General features: G+C 62.1%; 14 protein-coding genes. 10 read left to right on the forward strand and 4 right to left on the reverse strand.

The genetic code is table 11. The features are described 5' to 3' along the window. Nucleotides 1-78: 78 nt before the first annotated feature. Complete coding sequence (locus C4Q27_RS20700) at nt 79-2,004, reverse strand: transglycosylase SLT domain-containing protein (protein WP_104887294.1); 1,926 nt, start codon at nt 2,002-2,004, stop codon at nt 79-81. A 220-nt stretch (nt 2,005-2,224) separates the two neighbouring features. Between C4Q27_RS20700 and C4Q27_RS20705 the strand changes: the two genes are divergently transcribed. After that, the gene (locus C4Q27_RS20705) at nt 2,225-4,153 is read left to right on the forward strand and encodes an ATP-binding cassette domain-containing protein (RefSeq protein WP_014591783.1); all 1,929 of its coding nucleotides are present in this window, start codon (nt 2,225-2,227) and stop codon (nt 4,151-4,153) included. A gap of 107 nt (nt 4,154-4,260) precedes the next feature. Here the strand turns inward: C4Q27_RS20705 and C4Q27_RS20710 are convergent, their stop codons facing one another. Then, nucleotides 4,261-4,701 carry a universal stress protein gene (locus C4Q27_RS20710; protein WP_014591782.1) on the reverse strand — a complete coding sequence of 147 codons (441 nt, stop codon included), beginning with the start codon at nt 4,699-4,701 and terminating at the stop codon, nt 4,261-4,263. Nucleotides 4,702-4,811: 110 nt separating this feature from the next. Between C4Q27_RS20710 and C4Q27_RS20715 the strand changes: the two genes are divergently transcribed. From C4Q27_RS20715 to C4Q27_RS20750, 7 genes are all read left to right on the forward strand, one after another. Next, on the forward strand, nt 4,812-5,249 hold the full coding sequence (locus tag C4Q27_RS20715; protein ID WP_003248762.1) for a hypothetical protein: 438 nt from the start codon (nt 4,812-4,814) through the stop codon (nt 5,247-5,249). 611 nt (nt 5,250-5,860) lie between these two features. After that, complete coding sequence (gene fadB / locus C4Q27_RS20725; RefSeq protein WP_064492317.1) at nt 5,861-8,008, forward strand: fatty acid oxidation complex subunit alpha FadB; 2,148 nt, start codon at nt 5,861-5,863, stop codon at nt 8,006-8,008. Between the two features lie 31 nt (nt 8,009-8,039). After that, nucleotides 8,040-9,215 (forward strand): acetyl-CoA C-acyltransferase FadA, encoded by a 1,176-nt coding sequence (gene fadA, locus C4Q27_RS20730; protein WP_064492316.1) that lies wholly within the window; start codon nt 8,040-8,042, stop codon nt 9,213-9,215. A 75-nt stretch (nt 9,216-9,290) separates the two neighbouring features. Next, nucleotides 9,291-9,542 (forward strand): DUF1653 domain-containing protein, encoded by a 252-nt coding sequence (locus tag C4Q27_RS20735; RefSeq protein ID WP_003248769.1) that lies wholly within the window; start codon nt 9,291-9,293, stop codon nt 9,540-9,542. Nucleotides 9,543-9,642: 100 nt separating this feature from the next. Further along, nucleotides 9,643-12,252: a type I DNA topoisomerase gene (topA, locus tag C4Q27_RS20740; protein ID WP_064492315.1), complete on the forward strand. Its 2,610-nt coding sequence runs from the start codon at nt 9,643-9,645 to the stop codon at nt 12,250-12,252. Between the two features lie 189 nt (nt 12,253-12,441). Then, a complete protein-coding gene (locus tag C4Q27_RS20745; protein ID WP_003248773.1) occupies nt 12,442-12,957 on the forward strand; it encodes a DUF6586 family protein in 516 nt (171 codons plus the stop codon). A 50-nt stretch (nt 12,958-13,007) separates the two neighbouring features. Next, nucleotides 13,008-13,241: a hypothetical protein gene (locus C4Q27_RS20750; RefSeq protein ID WP_003248777.1), complete on the forward strand. Its 234-nt coding sequence runs from the start codon at nt 13,008-13,010 to the stop codon at nt 13,239-13,241. Between the two features lie 50 nt (nt 13,242-13,291). Here C4Q27_RS20750 and sulA read toward each other — a convergent pair whose 3' ends face one another. Together sulA and lexA are read right to left on the reverse strand one after the other, a co-directional pair. Next, nucleotides 13,292-13,768 (reverse strand): SOS-induced cell division inhibitor SulA, encoded by a 477-nt coding sequence (gene sulA / locus C4Q27_RS20755; protein ID WP_014753928.1) that lies wholly within the window; start codon nt 13,766-13,768, stop codon nt 13,292-13,294. A 13-nt stretch (nt 13,769-13,781) separates the two neighbouring features. Further along, nucleotides 13,782-14,390 carry a transcriptional repressor LexA gene (gene lexA, locus C4Q27_RS20760; protein WP_010953131.1) on the reverse strand — a complete coding sequence of 203 codons (609 nt, stop codon included), beginning with the start codon at nt 14,388-14,390 and terminating at the stop codon, nt 13,782-13,784. A gap of 285 nt (nt 14,391-14,675) precedes the next feature. Here lexA and C4Q27_RS20765 point away from each other — a divergent pair, with 285 nt between their 5' ends. Together C4Q27_RS20765 and nagZ are read left to right on the forward strand one after the other, a co-directional pair. Next, nucleotides 14,676-15,383: a TetR/AcrR family transcriptional regulator gene (locus tag C4Q27_RS20765; RefSeq protein WP_010953132.1), complete on the forward strand. Its 708-nt coding sequence runs from the start codon at nt 14,676-14,678 to the stop codon at nt 15,381-15,383. A 189-nt stretch (nt 15,384-15,572) separates the two neighbouring features. Next, nucleotides 15,573-16,571 (forward strand): beta-N-acetylhexosaminidase, encoded by a 999-nt coding sequence (gene nagZ, locus C4Q27_RS20770; protein ID WP_177410043.1) that lies wholly within the window; start codon nt 15,573-15,575, stop codon nt 16,569-16,571. Nucleotides 16,572-16,803: the final 232 nt, after the last annotated feature.

Below are 16,803 nucleotides of genomic sequence, written 5' to 3' on the forward strand. Positions count from 1 at the left end.
ACCCGCTCCTACAACGACCGCGTAACCCTTGTAGGAGCGGGTTCACCCGCGAAGAGGCCGGTACAGGCTCAACAGCAATCACATGTCATCGAAATACCGTTCATGCCAATCCACCAATGGCTGCGGTGAATTCAGCTTCTGCCCGTAGATCACCGAATACGACAGCACGTTCTGTACATACTGGCGCGTTTCGTCGAACGGGATCGACTCCACCCACACATCGAAGCTCAGGTGCTTGGCCCCTTTGAGCCACTGTCGCACGCGCCCGGGCCCGGCGTTGTAGGCTGCCGAAGCCAGCACCCGGTTGCCGTTGAACTGGCTGTGTACCTGGCTCAGGTAGGCCGCACCCAGCTGGATGTTCTTGTCCGGGTTCAGCACTTGCGCCGGTGAGGCCAGCGGGATGCTGAACTTGCGTGCGGTTTCCTTGGCGGTGGCCGGCATCAGCTGCATCAGGCCGCTGGCGCCCACGGGTGAGCGTGCGTCCTCCATGAAGGCGCTTTCCTGGCGAGTGATGGCGAATACCCAGCTCGAATGCAGGCCGCGAACCTTGGCTTCACGCACCAGCGTGTCGCGGTGGGCCATGGGGAAGCGGATATCCAGGTCGTCCCAGTACCGGGCCTGGCTGATGGTGCGGATGGCCGGGAAGTACCAACGCAGCTCATAGCCCAGGCGTGCCTGCGCAACCATCTCGTCACGGGTGAAGTGGCGGCTGACGTGGTACCACTCACGGCGGCCGTCGACGATCTGGCCGCGGGCGTGGAATTCCAGTGCGCGCTGGATGCCGGGCGTGTTGCGAACCTTCTTGACCAGTTGTGGGCTCAGCAGCAGCGGCTTGTTGTTCAGCTGGTACGGTGTCTGTGCCCGGTCGGCGGCGAGGAAGCCATAGAAGTCACGCTCACGCGCTGCGGCCTTGTAAAGCAGCGGGACCTGCGGGTTGTTTGGCTGTGCCAGCTCCAGGCTGCGAGCCTGCCAGTACTTCCAGCGGCTGGTGCTGGCCAGGTCCTGGGGAAGGCGCTTGGTCAGCTCGTAAGCGTCCTCCCAGCGGCCCAGGCGCAGCAGCAGGCGAAGGCGCCATTCGCTGACGGTGTTGTCACGCAGCTCGGGGTCATAGCGGGTCATCAGGTCGAGCGCGCGTGGGTCGTAGCGGCGTGCGAGGGTCAGGCCGATTTCGCGGGCGATGGCCACCTTTTCGTCACGCGAGAAGTGCATGCGCTGGGCGTAATCGTCGAGCAGTGCCATGGCCCGTTCCGGGTCCTGCCGGGCCAAGCGACGAAGGCCGAGGCTGACCACGTCGGACATGGCCTCGTTGACCGGGGTAAAGCGCGACGGCTGGTTGAGCAGCTCGGGCTTCTGCGCGACGTCGATCAGCAGGCGCCCCTGCGGGCCGAGGGTGGTCAGGGTCTTGACCAGGGTGTTGGCCAGGCCGTAGTTGCGCGCCTGGGCTGCCAGCTTGGTGCGTTCCCAGCGCTTGGCCTCGGTCAGCTGGCCTTCGGCTGCCCACATGCCGAACAGCGTGTCGCAGGCGGCAGGTTGCGATTTGCCGACGTTCCACAGCTTGTCGGCGGTGGCGTAACCTTCGGCGCGCAAGCCGTGGCTGAGCTGGTATTGGCCGTTGAGGCAGTCCAGCTCGGTGAAGTTGAGCTTGGGGTCGTAGTACTTGACGAAGGTATCCCACTCGCCGCGTTCGGCCAGCCAGCGCAACCAGCGCAGTTTCATCCAGTTGGCCTGGGGCAGGTCGCCATGCTTGGCCAGGAAACCTTCGATTTCCTGGTTGCTGGCGCTTTTCAGGCGGGCGGTGAGTTCGTCGTAGGCCAGGTAGGGCGTCAGCGGGTAGTCGCTCAAGGCCTGGGCATAGCGCAGGTACGGGCCTTTGTCGCCTTTGGCCAGCGCTCGCTTGGCCTCGTCATAGTACTGGCGTTGCAGGGTCAGGTCGGTGGCCTGCGCCGCGCTGGTGGCAGCGGTAAGCAGCAGGCAGGATGCGATATGTAACAGGCGGCTGCGCATGATACGTCCGGGCAGTTGAACCATGGGAAGTGTCGGCGGAGCCAGCACTGTTGAAAGCTATTGCCTTAGCTTAGCTGTTTGCCGGCAGTGGGTGAAAGCACTGTGCTTGTATCGGGATATTAAGTTCGACCAGATGTCGCCAGGTGCCCACCGGTTGGCCTGGCGGATGCCGTCGGGGGCCAAGTCAGGTAGAATGCGCGCCCGATTTATGGAGACGAACATGACCCTGCTCAAATTCAGCGATGTGTCCCTCGCATTCGGCGCCATGCCGCTGCTGGACAAAGTGTCCTGGCAGATCGCTCGTGGCGAGCGGGTGTGCATCATCGGCCGCAACGGCACCGGCAAGTCGAGCATGCTGCGCCTGGTCAAGGGCGAGCAGAAGGGCGACGACGGTGAAATCTGGCGTGCTCCTGGCCTGAAGATCGGTGAGTTGCCACAGGAATTGCCGGTGGCCGACGAGCGCACGGTGTTCGACGTGGTAGCCGCTGGTCTGGACGGCGTGGGCGAATTGCTGGCGCAGTTCCACCACCTGAGCATGAACATCCAGGGCGATGAAGACCTGGAAAAACTCATGCACGTCCAGCACGAGCTGGAAGCCCGCGACGGCTGGCGCCTGCAGCAGGTGGTGGAAAGCACACTCAGCCGCCTGCAGCTGCCGGCCGACAAGACCCTGGCCGAGCTGTCCGGTGGCTGGCGCCGCCGCGTACTGCTGGCCCAGGCGCTGGTGTCCGAGCCCGACCTGCTGCTGCTCGACGAACCGACCAACCACCTGGACATCGGTGCCATCGCCTGGCTCGAAGAGGCCCTGCGTGGCTTCAACGGCGCGGTATTGTTCATCACCCACGACCGTTCGTTCCTGCAGAACCTGGCCACCCGTATCCTCGAACTGGACCGCGGCGGCCTGATCGACTGGAACGGTGACTACGCCAGCTTCCTGGTGCACAAGGAGGCCGCACTGGCCGCCGAAGAAACCGCCAACGCGCTGTTCGACAAGCGCCTGGCCCAGGAAGAAGTGTGGATCCGCCAGGGCATCAAGGCCCGCCGTACCCGCAACGAAGGCCGCGTGCGTGCACTGAAGGCCCTGCGTGTGGAGCGTGGCGAGCGCCGTGAACGACAGGGCAAGGCCAACATCCAGATCGAAGCCGCGGACAAATCCGGCAAGCAGGTGATGGTGCTGGAGAATGTCAGCTTCCATCACGCGGACGGCCCCCTGCTGGTCAAGGACTTTTCCATGGTCCTGCAGCGGCAGGATCGCATCGGTCTGCTGGGCGCAAACGGCACTGGCAAGACCACGTTGCTCAAGATGATGCTGGGCGACCTTGAGCCCACTGCGGGCAAAGTGGAGCGCGGTACCAAGCTTGAGGTGGCCTATTTCGACCAGATGCGCCACCAGCTCGACCTGGAAAAGACCGTGATCGACAACCTGGCCGAAGGCCGTGATTTCATCGAGATCGATGGCCAGAACCGTCACGTGCTGAGCTACCTGGGCGACTTCCTGTTCAGTCCCCAGCGTGCGCGCACGCCGGTCAAGGCGCTGTCAGGTGGTGAGCGTGCGCGGCTGCTGCTGGCCAAGCTGTTCAGCAAGCCGGCCAACCTGCTGGTGCTCGACGAACCGACCAACGACCTGGACGTGGAAACCCTCGAGCTGCTGGAAGAGGTGCTGTCCAACTACAAGGGCACCGTGCTGATGGTCAGCCACGACCGGGCCTTCCTCGACAACGTCGTGACCAGCACCCTGGTGTTCGAAGGCGAGGGCAAGGTGCGTGAGTATGTGGGCGGCTACGAGGACTGGATTCGCCAGGGCGGCTCGCCGAAGCTGCTGGGCGTGACCGAGAGCAAGGGCGGTAAGTCTGCGCTCAACAGCGCGGTGGTGGAGAAGGTCGAGGCCAAGCCTGAGCCTGTTGCGGCGCCGGTGGTGGAAGAAGCTTCGAAGAAGAAGCTCAGCTACAAGCTGCAGCGTGAGCTGGAGATGCTGCCGGGGCAGATCGATGAGCTGGAGCAGCGTATGGCTGAAGCCCAGGAAGAAGTGAATGCGGCGGGCTTCTATCAGCGGCCGATTGCAGAAACTTCGGCGGTGCTGGCGCGGATCGAGAAGCTGCAGGGCGAGCTGGATGTCTTGGTAGAGCGCTGGGCTGAGCTGGAAGGCTGATGGGCGTTAGCCTGTTCCGGCCTCTTCGCGGGTAAAGCCGCACCTACAGGGGGTGCCATACCCTTGTATGTGCGGGCTTGCCCGCGAAGAGGCCGGTTCAGGTCCAGTCAATCCTTCTTCAGCAAGCGTACAGCCAGCACGTCACACGGCGCACCGTGCAGCACATCGTTGGCCGTGGAGCCCAGCAGCAACGCCAGGCCGTGACGGCCATGGCTGCCGACCACGATCAGGTCGCACTTCTGGTCCTTGGCCAACTGGTGGATTTCCTGGCGAGGCTGGCCGTAGGTCAGGTGCGAGTCGCCGCGGTTGATTTCCGGGTATTTGTTGAACAGCCGGTCCATGCGCTCCTTGGCCTGGTCGAACTGCTGCTGTTGCAGCTGCGACAGGTCCATCGGTACGTCACCGCCGAAGGCCATGGCCATCGGCTCGACGATGTGCACCAGGGATACCTTGGCTTTCGAAGGCTCTGCCAGCGCCATGGCGCGCTTGATCACCGGGTCGCATTCTTCGGTCAGGTCGACGGCGACCAACAAATGTTCGTATTGCATGAGCGGTACTCCTGACAATCGCGATAGAAGAAGTATGGTCGCTTTAGGGCGGGTCTACCGTGAAAAATGGCTAACCAGCTCATTTGCAACGCTTTATGGGAACTACTGATATGACGGTATTGCTGGTGGTGTCAATCCTTGCGCTGATTCTCAGTCCGCTTTCCTGGCTGCGCAGCTCGCGCAAGCAGAGCGAGCAGATGAAGTTGCGCCTGGAGGCGCGGCGCATGGGTTTGGCCATGCAGCTGGCGCCGCAGCAGTGGCCGCACTGGCTGGAAAAGGAGCCGCCAAGCCCTTGCCCGCAGTATCACCGAGCCCGGCGCCGTGGGCATGAGGACAGCTTCAGCTTCTGGCAGGTCAGCCCCGGGGTGTGGTGGAACCAGTGGCGCGAACCCTGCGAAGACCCACGCTTCATGGGCGCCTTGTCGCGTTTGCCGGCGAGTGTGTACAAGGTCGAGGCCGATGCGCGGATGATTGCCCTGTACTGGACCGAGCGCGGCGATACTGCTGTGTTGCAGGATGTTGCCTACGCCCTCGAAACCTTGGCTTGAGCGCCGCCCCATGCGCGACCCCTGTAGGCGCGGATTCATCTGCGAACTCTGGCAGAGCCGGTGCCGAACTCCGCGGTGCCTGCTTCGCGGGTAAACCCGCTCCTACGGGGCATCCAGGCTGGTCAATCTGTTCTGTAACGACAAAGCGGCGGCTCGGCATAACCCTGAAGGGGTGGGGTGCCAAGTCGCCGCTTTGCGTTCTGCTGCGCAGAAAAGGCCAGGCAGGCCGGGTTATTCATTCAAGCAAGTGCCAGTGTAGTCGCCTTGGCTCTTCGCGCAAGCGCAAAGCAATCAGCCGATGCTTGTGGTCAATCGCTGACATGAATGACCGGCGATCACTGTCATCATGTTTTGTACCCGGACGATAGAAAATGACTGGAAAGTCGCGTTTTCGCCGTGCTCGTGAGCATTTGACAACGCCCATCTTTTCGGAGAATGTGTGCACACCCAAATCAAACGGGCGTATGAATTGAGCGTTTGTATGTCATGACGCCAAGCCATACTTCCGACTAGCGCGCTGACGGGTGTGCCTGGGGCAAGGCAGCTTAGGCCTGCTTCTGCTGCAGCGATCGGCGTGTACAGTTCAGCTTCCATATCGTGGAGATCAGTTGATGATTTACGAAGGTAAAGCCATCACGGTTAAGGCTCTTGAAAGTGGCATCGTCGAGCTCAAGTTCGACCTCAAGGGTGAGTCCGTCAACAAGTTCAACCGCCTTACCCTGAACGAGCTGCGCCAGGCCGTCGATGCCATCCGGGCCGATGCTTCGGTCAAGGGCGTGATCGTCAGCAGTGGCAAGGACGTGTTCATCGTCGGCGCCGACATCACCGAGTTCGTCGACAACTTCAAGCTGCCTGAGGCCGAACTGGTCGCTGGCAACCTGGAAGCCAATCGCATCTTCAACGCCTTCGAAGACCTCGAAGTGCCGACCGTTGCCGCCATCAACGGCATCGCGCTGGGCGGCGGCCTGGAAATGTGCCTGGCGGCCGACTACCGGGTCATGTCCACCAGCGCCAGGATCGGCCTGCCGGAAGTCAAGCTGGGTATCTACCCGGGCTTCGGCGGTACCGTGCGCCTGCCGCGCCTGATCGGCTCGGACAACGCCATCGAGTGGATCGCCGCCGGCAAGGAAAACCGTGCCGAAGATGCCCTGAAAGTGGGGGCCGTCGACGCCGTGGTCGCCCCTGAGCTGCTGCTGGCCGGTGCCCTCGACCTGATCAAGCGTGCCATCAGTGGCGAGCTGGACTACAAGGCCAAGCGCCAGCCGAAGCTGGAAAAGCTCAAGCTCAATGCCATCGAGCAGATGATGGCCTTCGAGACTGCCAAGGGCTTCGTCGCTGGCCAGGCCGGCCCGAATTACCCGGCCCCGGTCGAAGCGATCAAGAGCATCCAGAAAGCCGCCAACTTCGGTCGCGACAAGGCCCTGGAAGTCGAAGCAGCAGGCTTTGCCAAGCTGGCCAAGACCTCGGTCGCCGAGAGCCTGATCGGCTTGTTCCTCAACGATCAGGAACTCAAGCGCAAGGCCAAGGCGCATGACGAGATCGCCCACGACGTGAAGCAGGCCGCCGTGCTCGGCGCCGGCATCATGGGCGGCGGTATCGCCTACCAGTCGGCGGTCAAAGGTACGCCGATCCTGATGAAGGACATCCGCGAGGAAGCCATTCAGCTGGGTCTGAACGAGGCCTCCAAGCTGCTTGGCAACCGAGTCGAGAAGGGCCGCCTGACCCCGGCCAAGATGGCCGAGGCCCTCAACGCCATTCGCCCGACCCTGTCCTATGGCGATTTCGCCAATGTCGACATCGTCGTCGAGGCTGTGGTCGAGAACCCGAAGGTCAAGCAAGCGGTACTGGCGGAAGTGGAAGGCCAGGTGAAGGACGATGCGATCCTCGCTTCCAACACTTCGACCATCTCCATCAACCTGCTGGCCAAGGCGCTCAAGCGCCCGGAAAACTTCGTCGGCATGCACTTCTTCAACCCGGTGCACATGATGCCGCTGGTTGAAGTGATCCGTGGCGAAAAGTCCAGTGAAGTGGCGGTCGCCACCACCGTGGCCTACGCCAAGAAAATGGGCAAGAACCCGATCGTGGTCAACGACTGCCCGGGCTTTTTGGTCAACCGCGTGCTGTTCCCTTACTTCGGCGGTTTCGCCAGGCTGGTCAGCGCCGGTGTCGATTTTGTGCGCATCGACAAGGTCATGGAAAAGTTCGGCTGGCCGATGGGCCCGGCCTACCTGATGGACGTGGTCGGCATCGACACCGGTCACCATGGCCGCGATGTGATGGCCGAAGGTTTCCCGGACCGCATGAAGGACGAGCGTCGCTCGGCCGTTGATGCGCTGTACGAGGCCAACCGCCTGGGCCAGAAGAACGGCAAGGGCTTCTACGCCTACGAAACCGACAAGCGCGGCAAACCGAAGAAGGTCTTCGATGCCGCCGTGCTCGACGTGCTCAAGCCTATCGTGTTCGAGCAGCGTGAAGTCACTGACGAAGACATCATCAACTGGATGATGGTCCCGCTGTGCCTTGAGACCGTGCGTTGCCTGGAAGACGGCATCGTCGAAACCGCCGCCGAAGCTGACATGGGCTTGGTCTACGGCATTGGTTTCCCTCCCTTCCGCGGTGGTGCGCTGCGTTACATCGACTCGATCGGTGTGGCCGAATTCGTTGCCCTGGCCGATCAGTACGCCGACCTGGGGCCGCTGTACCACCCGACCGCCAAGCTGCGTGAAATGGCCAAGAACGGCCAGCGCTTCTTCAACTGAGCGGTCAACGAGCTAGAGCGAGAGATTTGATATGAGCCTGAATCCAAGAGACGTGGTGATTGTCGACTTCGGTCGCACGCCAATGGGCCGCTCCAAGGGTGGCATGCACCGCAATACCCGCGCTGAAGACATGTCGGCGCACCTGATCAGCAAACTGCTGGAACGCAACGGCAAGGTCGACCCGAAAGAAGTCGAGGACGTGATCTGGGGCTGCGTCAACCAGACCCTGGAGCAGGGCTGGAACATCGCCCGCATGGCTTCGCTGATGACCCCGATCCCGCACACCTCTGCGGCGCAGACCGTCAGCCGCCTGTGCGGCTCGTCCATGAGCGCCCTGCACACGGCTGCCCAGGCGATCATGACCGGTAACGGTGATGTGTTCGTGGTGGGTGGCGTGGAGCACATGGGCCACGTCAGCATGATGCACGGCGTCGACCCCAACCCGCACCTGTCCTTGCATGCCGCCAAGGCTTCCGGGATGATGGGCCTGACTGCAGAAATGCTTGGCAAGATGCACGGCATCACCCGTGAGCAGCAGGACCTGTTCGGCTTGCGCTCACACCAGCTGGCCCACAAAGCCACGGTCGAAGGCAAGTTCAGGGATGAGATCATCCCGATGCAGGGCTACGACGAGAACGGCTTCCTGAAGGTGTTCGATTTCGACGAAACCATTCGCCCGGAAACCACCCTCGAAGGCCTGGCGTCGCTCAAGCCTGCGTTCAACCCGAAAGGCGGTACGGTCACGGCCGGTACCTCGTCGCAGATCACCGACGGCGCCTCGTGCATGATCGTCATGTCCGGTCAGCGTGCCATGGACCTGGGTATCCAGCCATTGGCGGTGATCCGTTCGATGGCCGTGGCCGGTGTAGACCCGGCAATCATGGGCTACGGCCCGGTGCCATCGACCCAGAAAGCCCTCAAGCGTGCGGGCTTGACCATGGCCGATATCGACTTCATCGAGCTCAACGAAGCCTTCGCTGCACAGGCCCTGCCCGTGCTGAAAGACTTGAAAGTGCTCGACAAGATGGATGAGAAGGTTAACCTGCACGGCGGCGCCATTGCTTTGGGCCACCCGTTCGGTTGCTCCGGGGCGCGGATTTCCGGCACCCTGCTCAACGTCATGAAGCAAAATGGCGGTACGCTGGGTGTTGCGACCATGTGCGTCGGCCTGGGCCAAGGTATCACCACTGTCTTCGAACGCGTCTGATCGCGTAGCGGGACAGCAGCCGGGGCCTAGTGCCCCGGTTTTGTTTTTTCAGGTTTTATTCAGGAGGTGTGCAGCATGCAGATACAACCAGGCGTATACCGGCATTACAAAGGGCCTGAGTACCGTGTCTTCAGTGTTGCGCGGCACTCCGAAACCGAAGAGTGGATGGTGTTCTACCAATGCCTGTATGGTGATTACAGCTTCTGGGTACGTCCCCTGTCGATGTTCCAGGAGTCCGTCGAATTTGACGGCGAGCAGGTGCCACGCTTTGCTTTGGTCAAGGCCGAAGAGGGGCTGCCCGGGTTGCTGGGCAAGTCGCACGCGTGATCGTCCGAGCTTGACCTCACACTTTTGCCACTATATATAGCGGTGCCGCGTCTGGCACTTGGCGCGTTTTTTATCTTCAGATTCAGGAATACTCCGATCCATGGGCAAATCGCTGGTCATTGTGGAATCCCCGGCCAAGGCCAAGACCATCAACAAGTACCTGGGCAACCAGTACGTGGTGAAGTCGAGTATCGGCCATATCCGAGACCTCCCCACCAGCGGTTCGGCCAGCGCGAGCAAAGAGCCGGCCGCCAAGCGTGGCAAGGCTGCGGGTGAGGCGCCGGCGCTTTCGCCGAAAGAGAAGGCCCGCCGCCAGCTGGTGGCGCGCATGGGCGTCGACCCCGACCATGGCTGGAAGGCCAAGTACGAGATCCTGCCTGGCAAGGAAAAGGTGATCGAAGAGCTGCGCCGCCTGGCCAAGGATGCCGACACCATCTATCTCGCAACCGACTTGGACCGCGAAGGGGAAGCCATTGCCTGGCACCTGCGCGAGGCCATCGGGGGTGACGACACCCGCTACAAGCGCGTGGTGTTCAACGAAATTACCAAGAAGGCCATTCAGGAAGCGTTCTCGCAGCCAGGCGAGCTGGACATCGACCGGGTCAACGCCCAGCAGGCGCGGCGTTTCCTCGACCGCGTGGTCGGTTACATGGTTTCGCCGCTGCTGTGGGCCAAGATTGCCCGCGGTCTGTCCGCTGGCCGTGTGCAGTCGGTAGCGGTAAAGCTTGTGGTAGAGCGCGAGCGTGAGATCCGCGCGTTCATCCCGGAAGAGTACTGGGAGATCCACGCCGACCTCGGCACTGCCAAGAACGCCAAGGTGCGTTTCGAGGTGGCGCGCGAGAAGGGCGAGGCCTTCAAGCCGCTGAACGAAGCTCAGGCCATGGCTGCGCTGGAAAAGCTCAAGGCTTCCAGCTACAGCGTGGTCAAGCGCGAAGACCGCCCGACCAGCAGCAAGCCATCGGCACCGTTCATTACGTCCACCTTGCAGCAAGCGGCCAGTAACCGCCTGGGCTTCGGTGTGAAGAAAACCATGATGATGGCCCAGCGCTTGTACGAAGCTGGTTACATCACCTACATGCGTACCGACTCGACCAACCTGTCGGCTGACGCCCTGGATATGGCACGCAGCTACATCGAGCGGGAGTTCGGCAAGCAGTACCTGCCGGAGGCGCCACTGGTTTACGGCAGCAAGGAGGGCGCCCAGGAGGCGCACGAAGCGATTCGGCCTTCTGACGTGAATACCCACCCGACCAAGCTCAGCGGCATGGAGCGTGACGCCGAGCGCCTGTACGAGCTGATCTGGCGCCAGTTCCTGGCGTGCCAGATGCCGCCAGCGCAGTACCTGTCCACCAGCGTTACCGTCGCGGCCGGCGATTTCGAGCTGCGTGCCAAGGGCCGCATCCTCAAGTTCGACGGTTACACCCGTGTGCTGCCACAGCAGAGCAAGCCCGGCGAAGACGACGTGCTGCCAGAGATGGTGCAGGGTGAAGCACTCAAGCTGATCCAGATCGACCCGAGCCAGCACTTCACCAAGCCACCTGCACGCTTTACCGAAGCCAGCCTGGTCAAGGAAATGGAAAAGCGCGGCATTGGCCGCCCATCGACCTACGCGGCGATCATTTCCACCATCCAGGACCGTGGCTATGTGACGCTGCACAACCGCCGCTTCTACTCCGAGAAGATGGGCGACATCGTCACCGAGCGTTTGTCGGAGAGCTTCTCCAACCTGATGGACTACGGCTTTACCGCCGACATGGAAGAGAACCTCGACGACGTGGCCCAGGGCGAGCGTGACTGGAAAAACGTGCTCGACGAGTTCTACGGCGATTTCAGCAAAAAGCTGCAGACTGCCGAGTCCAGCGAAGACGGCATGCGCGCCAACCAGCCGACCATGACCAACATTCCGTGCAAGGAATGTGGTCGGCCGATGATGATTCGCACGGCCTCTACAGGTGTGTTCCTGGGTTGCTCTGGCTACAGCCTGCCGCCGAAAGAGCGCTGCAAGGCTACCGTCAACCTGGTGCCGGGCGACGAGATTGCCGCTGACGACGAGGGCGAGTCGGAATCGCGCGTGTTGCTGGGCAAGCACCGTTGCCCGATCTGCGCCACGGCGATGGACGCCTACCTGCTGGACGAGAAACACAAGCTGCACATCTGCGGTAACAACCCGGATTGCGCCGGTTACGAGATCGAAGAAGGCAACTACCGCATCAAGGGTTACGAAGGGCCGAGCCTGGAGTGCGACAAGTGCGGTAGCGAGATGCAGTTGAAGACCGGCCGTTTCGGCAAGTTCTTCGGCTGCACCAACCCAACGTGCAAGAACACCCGCAAGCTGCTCAAGAGCGGCGAGGCGGCGCCACCGAAGATGGACAAGGTGGACATGCCGGAGCTCAAGTGCGAGAAGGTCGACGATACCTACGTGCTGCGCGACGGTGCTTCCGGGTTGTTCCTGGCTGCCAGCCAGTTCCCCAAGAACCGCGAAACCCGTGCGCCGCTGGTGCTGGAGATTGTGCCGCACAAGCATGAGATCGACCCGAAGTACCACTTCCTGTGCGATGCGCCGCAGAAAGACCCGGATGGCCGCCCGGCGGTGATTCGCTACAGCCGCAAGACCAAGGAGCAGTACGTGCAGTCCGAGGTCGATGGCAAGCCGACCGGCTGGAAGGCGTTCTACGACGGCAATGCCTGGAAGGTTGAAGACAAGCGCTGATCCATCGGTGCTGTGATTTGGGGCCGCTTTGCGCCCCTTCGCGGGCTTGCCCGCTCCCACAGGTATCGCGCCGCCATTGAATGTGGCGCTGTACTGGTGGGAGCGGGCAAGCCCGCGAAGGGGCGCAAAGCGGCCCCAATCATTTATGATGCAGATATCCGCCTTGTAGCCTTATGGGAGGGCACTGAAATGGCCCAGGAACTCTACACCCGTACCAACCAGAAACTGTTCTTCGCCGGCCTCGCCCTCGAGTCCATGGCCAAGGCTGAACAAAGCCAGGCCATGAATGCCCAAGGTCTGGTCCAGGCTGAGCGCGAGTCGGCGCTGTTCCACCTGTATGGCGCTTTGTTGGGGCTGTGCCATGAGATCGGGGGCTTTTACCGCCTGCCGGTTGTCGCAACGGTGGAGCAAGCCCTGGCTGACGATGCCCTGAACGGTATCGCCATCCCGGAAGTGGCCGAGTTGCTGGAGCTGGCCCGCCAGCGGGAAACCTGGCTGGCGCAAATGCTCGGTGCTTATGCCGATTTGTTCCGACCACCGGTCGCCAGAAAAGCGCCGAAAACCGACGTTACCCAGCCCCTGATTCAAGCTGTCAATCTTGATGAGCCTGAGCATCCAGCGCTGTCGCGTGCCGAGCTGGAAAGCTGGCGCAATGACCTTAAAAGTTTGGTGAGACGTTTCCGTGACGCGTTGAGTGAGTGCTGATAGCCGCAACGGCTGGTACAATAATCGCCTTTCGCGGAGAACTGCCATTTATGTCTACGTCTTTTCTGGAAATTGTCGAGTTGCCTGACGGCCGCATCGAACTTCGTCGCGCCGAGGATGAGGGCTCTCTGGTAACCCTGGATTTCTCGGAAGACGCCAAGGTGTTCCTGCAGGGTCAGCATGTGGAAGTGGCAAAGGCCATGCTCAGTGTGGGCGTGCAGATGGCCGGTCGCCTGATGGATGGCGAGCTCGAGCGTGATGAAGGGCCGCGTGTGCTGCACTGAGTGTGCAGCAGCGTATCAGGCTATTTGAAGTGACAGGCAAAGCCTGAACATCAGCCGAGGCGGATGTTCAGGCTTTGTGCGTTTCCGGCACTGGCTGCACGTAGCAGTTGTTGGCGTGCAGTGGCATTGACGTTGCCCAGCCAGCTCACCACGGTGTGGCTGAGGCCCAGGTGCAAAGCCTCACAGGCCAGTTGCAGCGCGCTTTGATTGCTGCGGGGTTGCAGCAGCAGAATACGTTCACGGTTGAGCCCGGCATCGCGCAGCCAGGCCTGGGTCAGGCTTGGCGGTGGGGCGATCAGGGTCAGCCAGCGGGCCTCGTCCTCTTCGCTCAGTTCGCGCAGCACGGGGGCCAGCAGGCTTTGGCAGTGGCCAGGGGCGCCGCGCAGCGACAGTTCGCTGAACAGCTCGGGCTGGCTGCTCTTGCGCGCCGGTTCCCTGGCTTTCAGGCCTGGCAGCACGGGCTGGGCGAGGAATGCTTCGAACAGGGGCAACTGGGCTTGCTCGGGTGCGTGAATGAACTGCTGCATGACGCCTCCTGGATCAGCGGCGAATGACGCCGACGCTCAAGCCCTCGATCACCAGCTCCTGTTCTTTCAGGTCGACTTCGATGGGGGCGAATTCGGGGTTTTCGGCAAGCAGCCAGACTTTGCTGCCTTCGCGCTTGAAGCGCTTGACGGTGACTTCGTCACCGATGCGCGCCACAACGATCTGGCCGTTGCGGGCTTCACGGCAGGTGTGCACCGCCAGCAGGTCACCGTCGAAGATGCCGACGTCCTTCATGCTCATGCCGTGTACGCGCAGCAAATAGTCGGCTTGGGGGTGGAAGAAGGCAGGGTTGATGTTGCAGGATTGCTCGATGTGCTGTTCGGCAAGAATCGGCGCACCGGCAGCGACCCGGCCGATGATGGGCAGGCCGGCTTCTTCGGCCTTGGCTTCCAGGCCAGGGATGCGGATGCCGCGGGAAGCGCCCGGCGTCATTTCGATCGCGCCCTTGCGGGCAAGGGCCTTGAGGTGCTCCTCGGCGGCATTGGGCGACTTGAAGCCCAGCTCCTGAGCAATCTCGGCGCGGGTAGGCGGGAAGCCGTTGTCTTCCAGGCAGCGCTTGATGAACGCGAGAATTTCGGCTTGGCGTGGCGTCAGTTTCAACATGGTAAGCGCTCTGTCTTTTTGTACAGTGACTGGGATTATATACAGTGTCGGGCCCGCTGCAAGCGCCAAGCTGCAAGAAAGGGCGAAACGGCAGTCCTCCTGCGCTTTTCAGCCACCCCAGAAGCGATTTCGCGATATCCGGCGGGTGTTGCTGTCACTTCACGCTTGCAGCTTCCAGCTTGCACCTTTTAAATGGCGACCGCCCAGTCACCGAGCCTTGACAGAAGCAGGGCTGAAACGTATGTTTCAAACACCTGTTTGTCTGACGGAGTAGTCGGAGTAGTCATGGCCCAATCGGAAACCGTTGAACGCATTCTCGACGCTGCCGAGCAGCTGTTCGCGGAAAGGGGGTTCGCCGAAACCTCGTTGCGGCTGATTACCAGCAAGGCCGGGGTCAACCTGGCGGCAGTCAACTATCATTTCGGCTCCAAGAAGGCGCTGATCCAGGCCGTTTTCTCGCGTTTCCTCGGCCCATTCTGCGCCAGTCTGGAGCGTGAGCTGGAGCGCCGCCAGGCCAAGCCGGAGCACAAGCCCAGCCTCGAAGAACTGCTGGAAATGCTCGTAGAGCAGGCGCTGGCCGTGCAGCCGCGCAGCAACAACGACCTGTCGATCTTCATGCGCCTGCTGGGCCTGGCGTTCAGCCAGAGCCAGGGTCACCTGCGGCGCTATCTGGAAGACATGTACGGCAAGGTGTTCCGCCGCTACATGCTGCTGGTGAACGAGGCTGCGCCACGCATTCCGCCACTGGAACTGTTCTGGCGTGTGCACTTCATGCTGGGTGCCGCGGCCTTCAGCATGTCCGGTATCAAGGCCCTGCGGGCGATTGCCGAGACCGACTTCGGCATCAACACCTCGATCGAGCAGGTGATGCGCCTGATGGTGCCGTTCCTGGCGGCAGGCATGCGCGCTGACAGCGGTGTGACCGACGAGGCGATGGCCACTGCGCAGCTACGCCCGCGCACAAAGACCGGTTCGGCTACCGCCAAGGCCTGAAGGCTGGGCGTGGCGGGGCGCTTCCGCTAAGCTAGCGCCCATGCCCGATTTCGATCTACTTCGCATCTCCCTTGCTGACCAGTGCCTGTACGGCTTCGCCTGTGGCCAACGGCGCGTGTCTGCCGGTGTCTGCTGCCCCTCGGTGGGCCTCTCTCTGTCTTCAATGAAGGATTACCCATGACTGTCAGCCTGCAAGGCTCCCTGATGGTGGATATCGCCGGTAAATGGCTGACCGCCGAAGACCGTCAACTGCTTTGCCAGCCGGAAGTGGCTGGCCTGATCATCTTCGCCCGCAATATCGACAGCCCGCGCCAGGTGCGCGAACTGTGCGCGTCCATCCGCGCCATTCGCCCCGATCTGATCCTGGCAGTGGACCAGGAAGGCGGGCGCGTACAGCGTCTGCGCCAGGGCTTTGTGCGCCTGCCGGCCATGCGTGCGCTGGCCGATAACGACAATGCTGAGTACCTGGCTGAGCAGTGCGGCTGGCTGATGGCGACTGAGGTGCTTGCGGTTGGCCTGGACCTCAGCTTCGCTCCGGTGCTCGACCTGGACCACCAGCGTAGCGCCGTGGTGGGCAGCCGCGCGTTCGAGGGTGACCCGCTGCTTGCAACGCGCCTGGCCGGCGCGTTCATCCGTGGCATGAATGCGGCGGGTATGGCTGCCTGTGGCAAGCATTTCCCGGGGCATGGCTGGGCCGAAGCCGATTCGCACGTGGCCATCCCCACTGATGAACGCAGCCTGGAACAACTGCGCCAGGCCGACCTGGTGCCGTTTACCCGCCTGAGTGGGCAACTGGCGGCAGTGATGCCGGCGCATGTCATCTACCCGCAGGTTGACAACCAGCCCGCTGGCTTCTCGCGGCGTTGGTTGCAGGACATCCTGCGTGGCGAGCTGGGTTTTGACGGGGTGATCTTCAGTGATGACCTGTCGATGGCCGGTGCGCATGTGGTGGGCGATGCAGCCAGCCGTATCGAAGCGGCGCTGAGCGCCGGTTGTGATATGGGCCTGGTGTGCAATGACCGGGCGGCGGCGGAGCTGGCGCTGAGTGCAGCGCAGCGCATGAAGGTCAAGCCGTCGCCGCGGATTGCGCGGATGCGTGGGCAAGGGTTTGCGCGAACCGATTATCGCCAGCAGCCGCGCTGGCTGGAGGCGTTGGGGGCATTGAAGGAAGCTCAGCTGGTCGATTGACTGCGCGGGCCTGTTCGTTCCCACAAGTCGGGTTTACCCGCGAATACGGTAGCGGCGGCAACGGTGAACGGCGGGTGGAGATTGGTCGGCAGGGCCGGCCCTTTCGCGGGTAAACCCGCTCCTACACGCGGCCTGTGCCCAACCACCGACCTGTGTCCACCCCTGATCCGTCGTAGGAGCGGGTTTACCCGCGAATACGGTAGCGGCGGCAGCGGTGAACGGCAGGTGGAGA

Source organism: Pseudomonas sp. SWI36 (genome assembly GCF_002948105.1).
GTDB lineage: Bacteria > Pseudomonadota > Gammaproteobacteria > Pseudomonadales > Pseudomonadaceae > Aquipseudomonas > Aquipseudomonas alloputida.

Coding starts and splice junctions, on each gene's coding strand:
- C4Q27_RS20705 (WP_014591783.1), top strand. CDS start 2,225: ATGACCCTGCTCAAATTCAGCGATGTGTCCCTCGCATTCGGCGCCATG.
- lexA (WP_010953131.1), bottom strand. CDS start 14,390: ATGTTGAAACTGACGCCACGCCAAGCCGAAATTCTCGCGTTCATCAAG.
- C4Q27_RS20750 (WP_003248777.1), top strand. CDS start 13,008: ATGTCTACGTCTTTTCTGGAAATTGTCGAGTTGCCTGACGGCCGCATC.
- C4Q27_RS20735 (WP_003248769.1), top strand. CDS start 9,291: ATGCAGATACAACCAGGCGTATACCGGCATTACAAAGGGCCTGAGTAC.
- fadA (WP_064492316.1), top strand. CDS start 8,040: ATGAGCCTGAATCCAAGAGACGTGGTGATTGTCGACTTCGGTCGCACG.
- fadB (WP_064492317.1), top strand. CDS start 5,861: ATGATTTACGAAGGTAAAGCCATCACGGTTAAGGCTCTTGAAAGTGGC.
- C4Q27_RS20700 (WP_104887294.1), bottom strand. CDS start 2,004: ATGCGCAGCCGCCTGTTACATATCGCATCCTGCCTGCTGCTTACCGCT.
- C4Q27_RS20745 (WP_003248773.1), top strand. CDS start 12,442: ATGGCCCAGGAACTCTACACCCGTACCAACCAGAAACTGTTCTTCGCC.
- C4Q27_RS20765 (WP_010953132.1), top strand. CDS start 14,676: ATGGCCCAATCGGAAACCGTTGAACGCATTCTCGACGCTGCCGAGCAG.
- topA (WP_064492315.1), top strand. CDS start 9,643: ATGGGCAAATCGCTGGTCATTGTGGAATCCCCGGCCAAGGCCAAGACC.
- sulA (WP_014753928.1), bottom strand. CDS start 13,768: ATGCAGCAGTTCATTCACGCACCCGAGCAAGCCCAGTTGCCCCTGTTC.
- C4Q27_RS20715 (WP_003248762.1), top strand. CDS start 4,812: ATGACGGTATTGCTGGTGGTGTCAATCCTTGCGCTGATTCTCAGTCCG.
- C4Q27_RS20710 (WP_014591782.1), bottom strand. CDS start 4,701: ATGCAATACGAACATTTGTTGGTCGCCGTCGACCTGACCGAAGAATGC.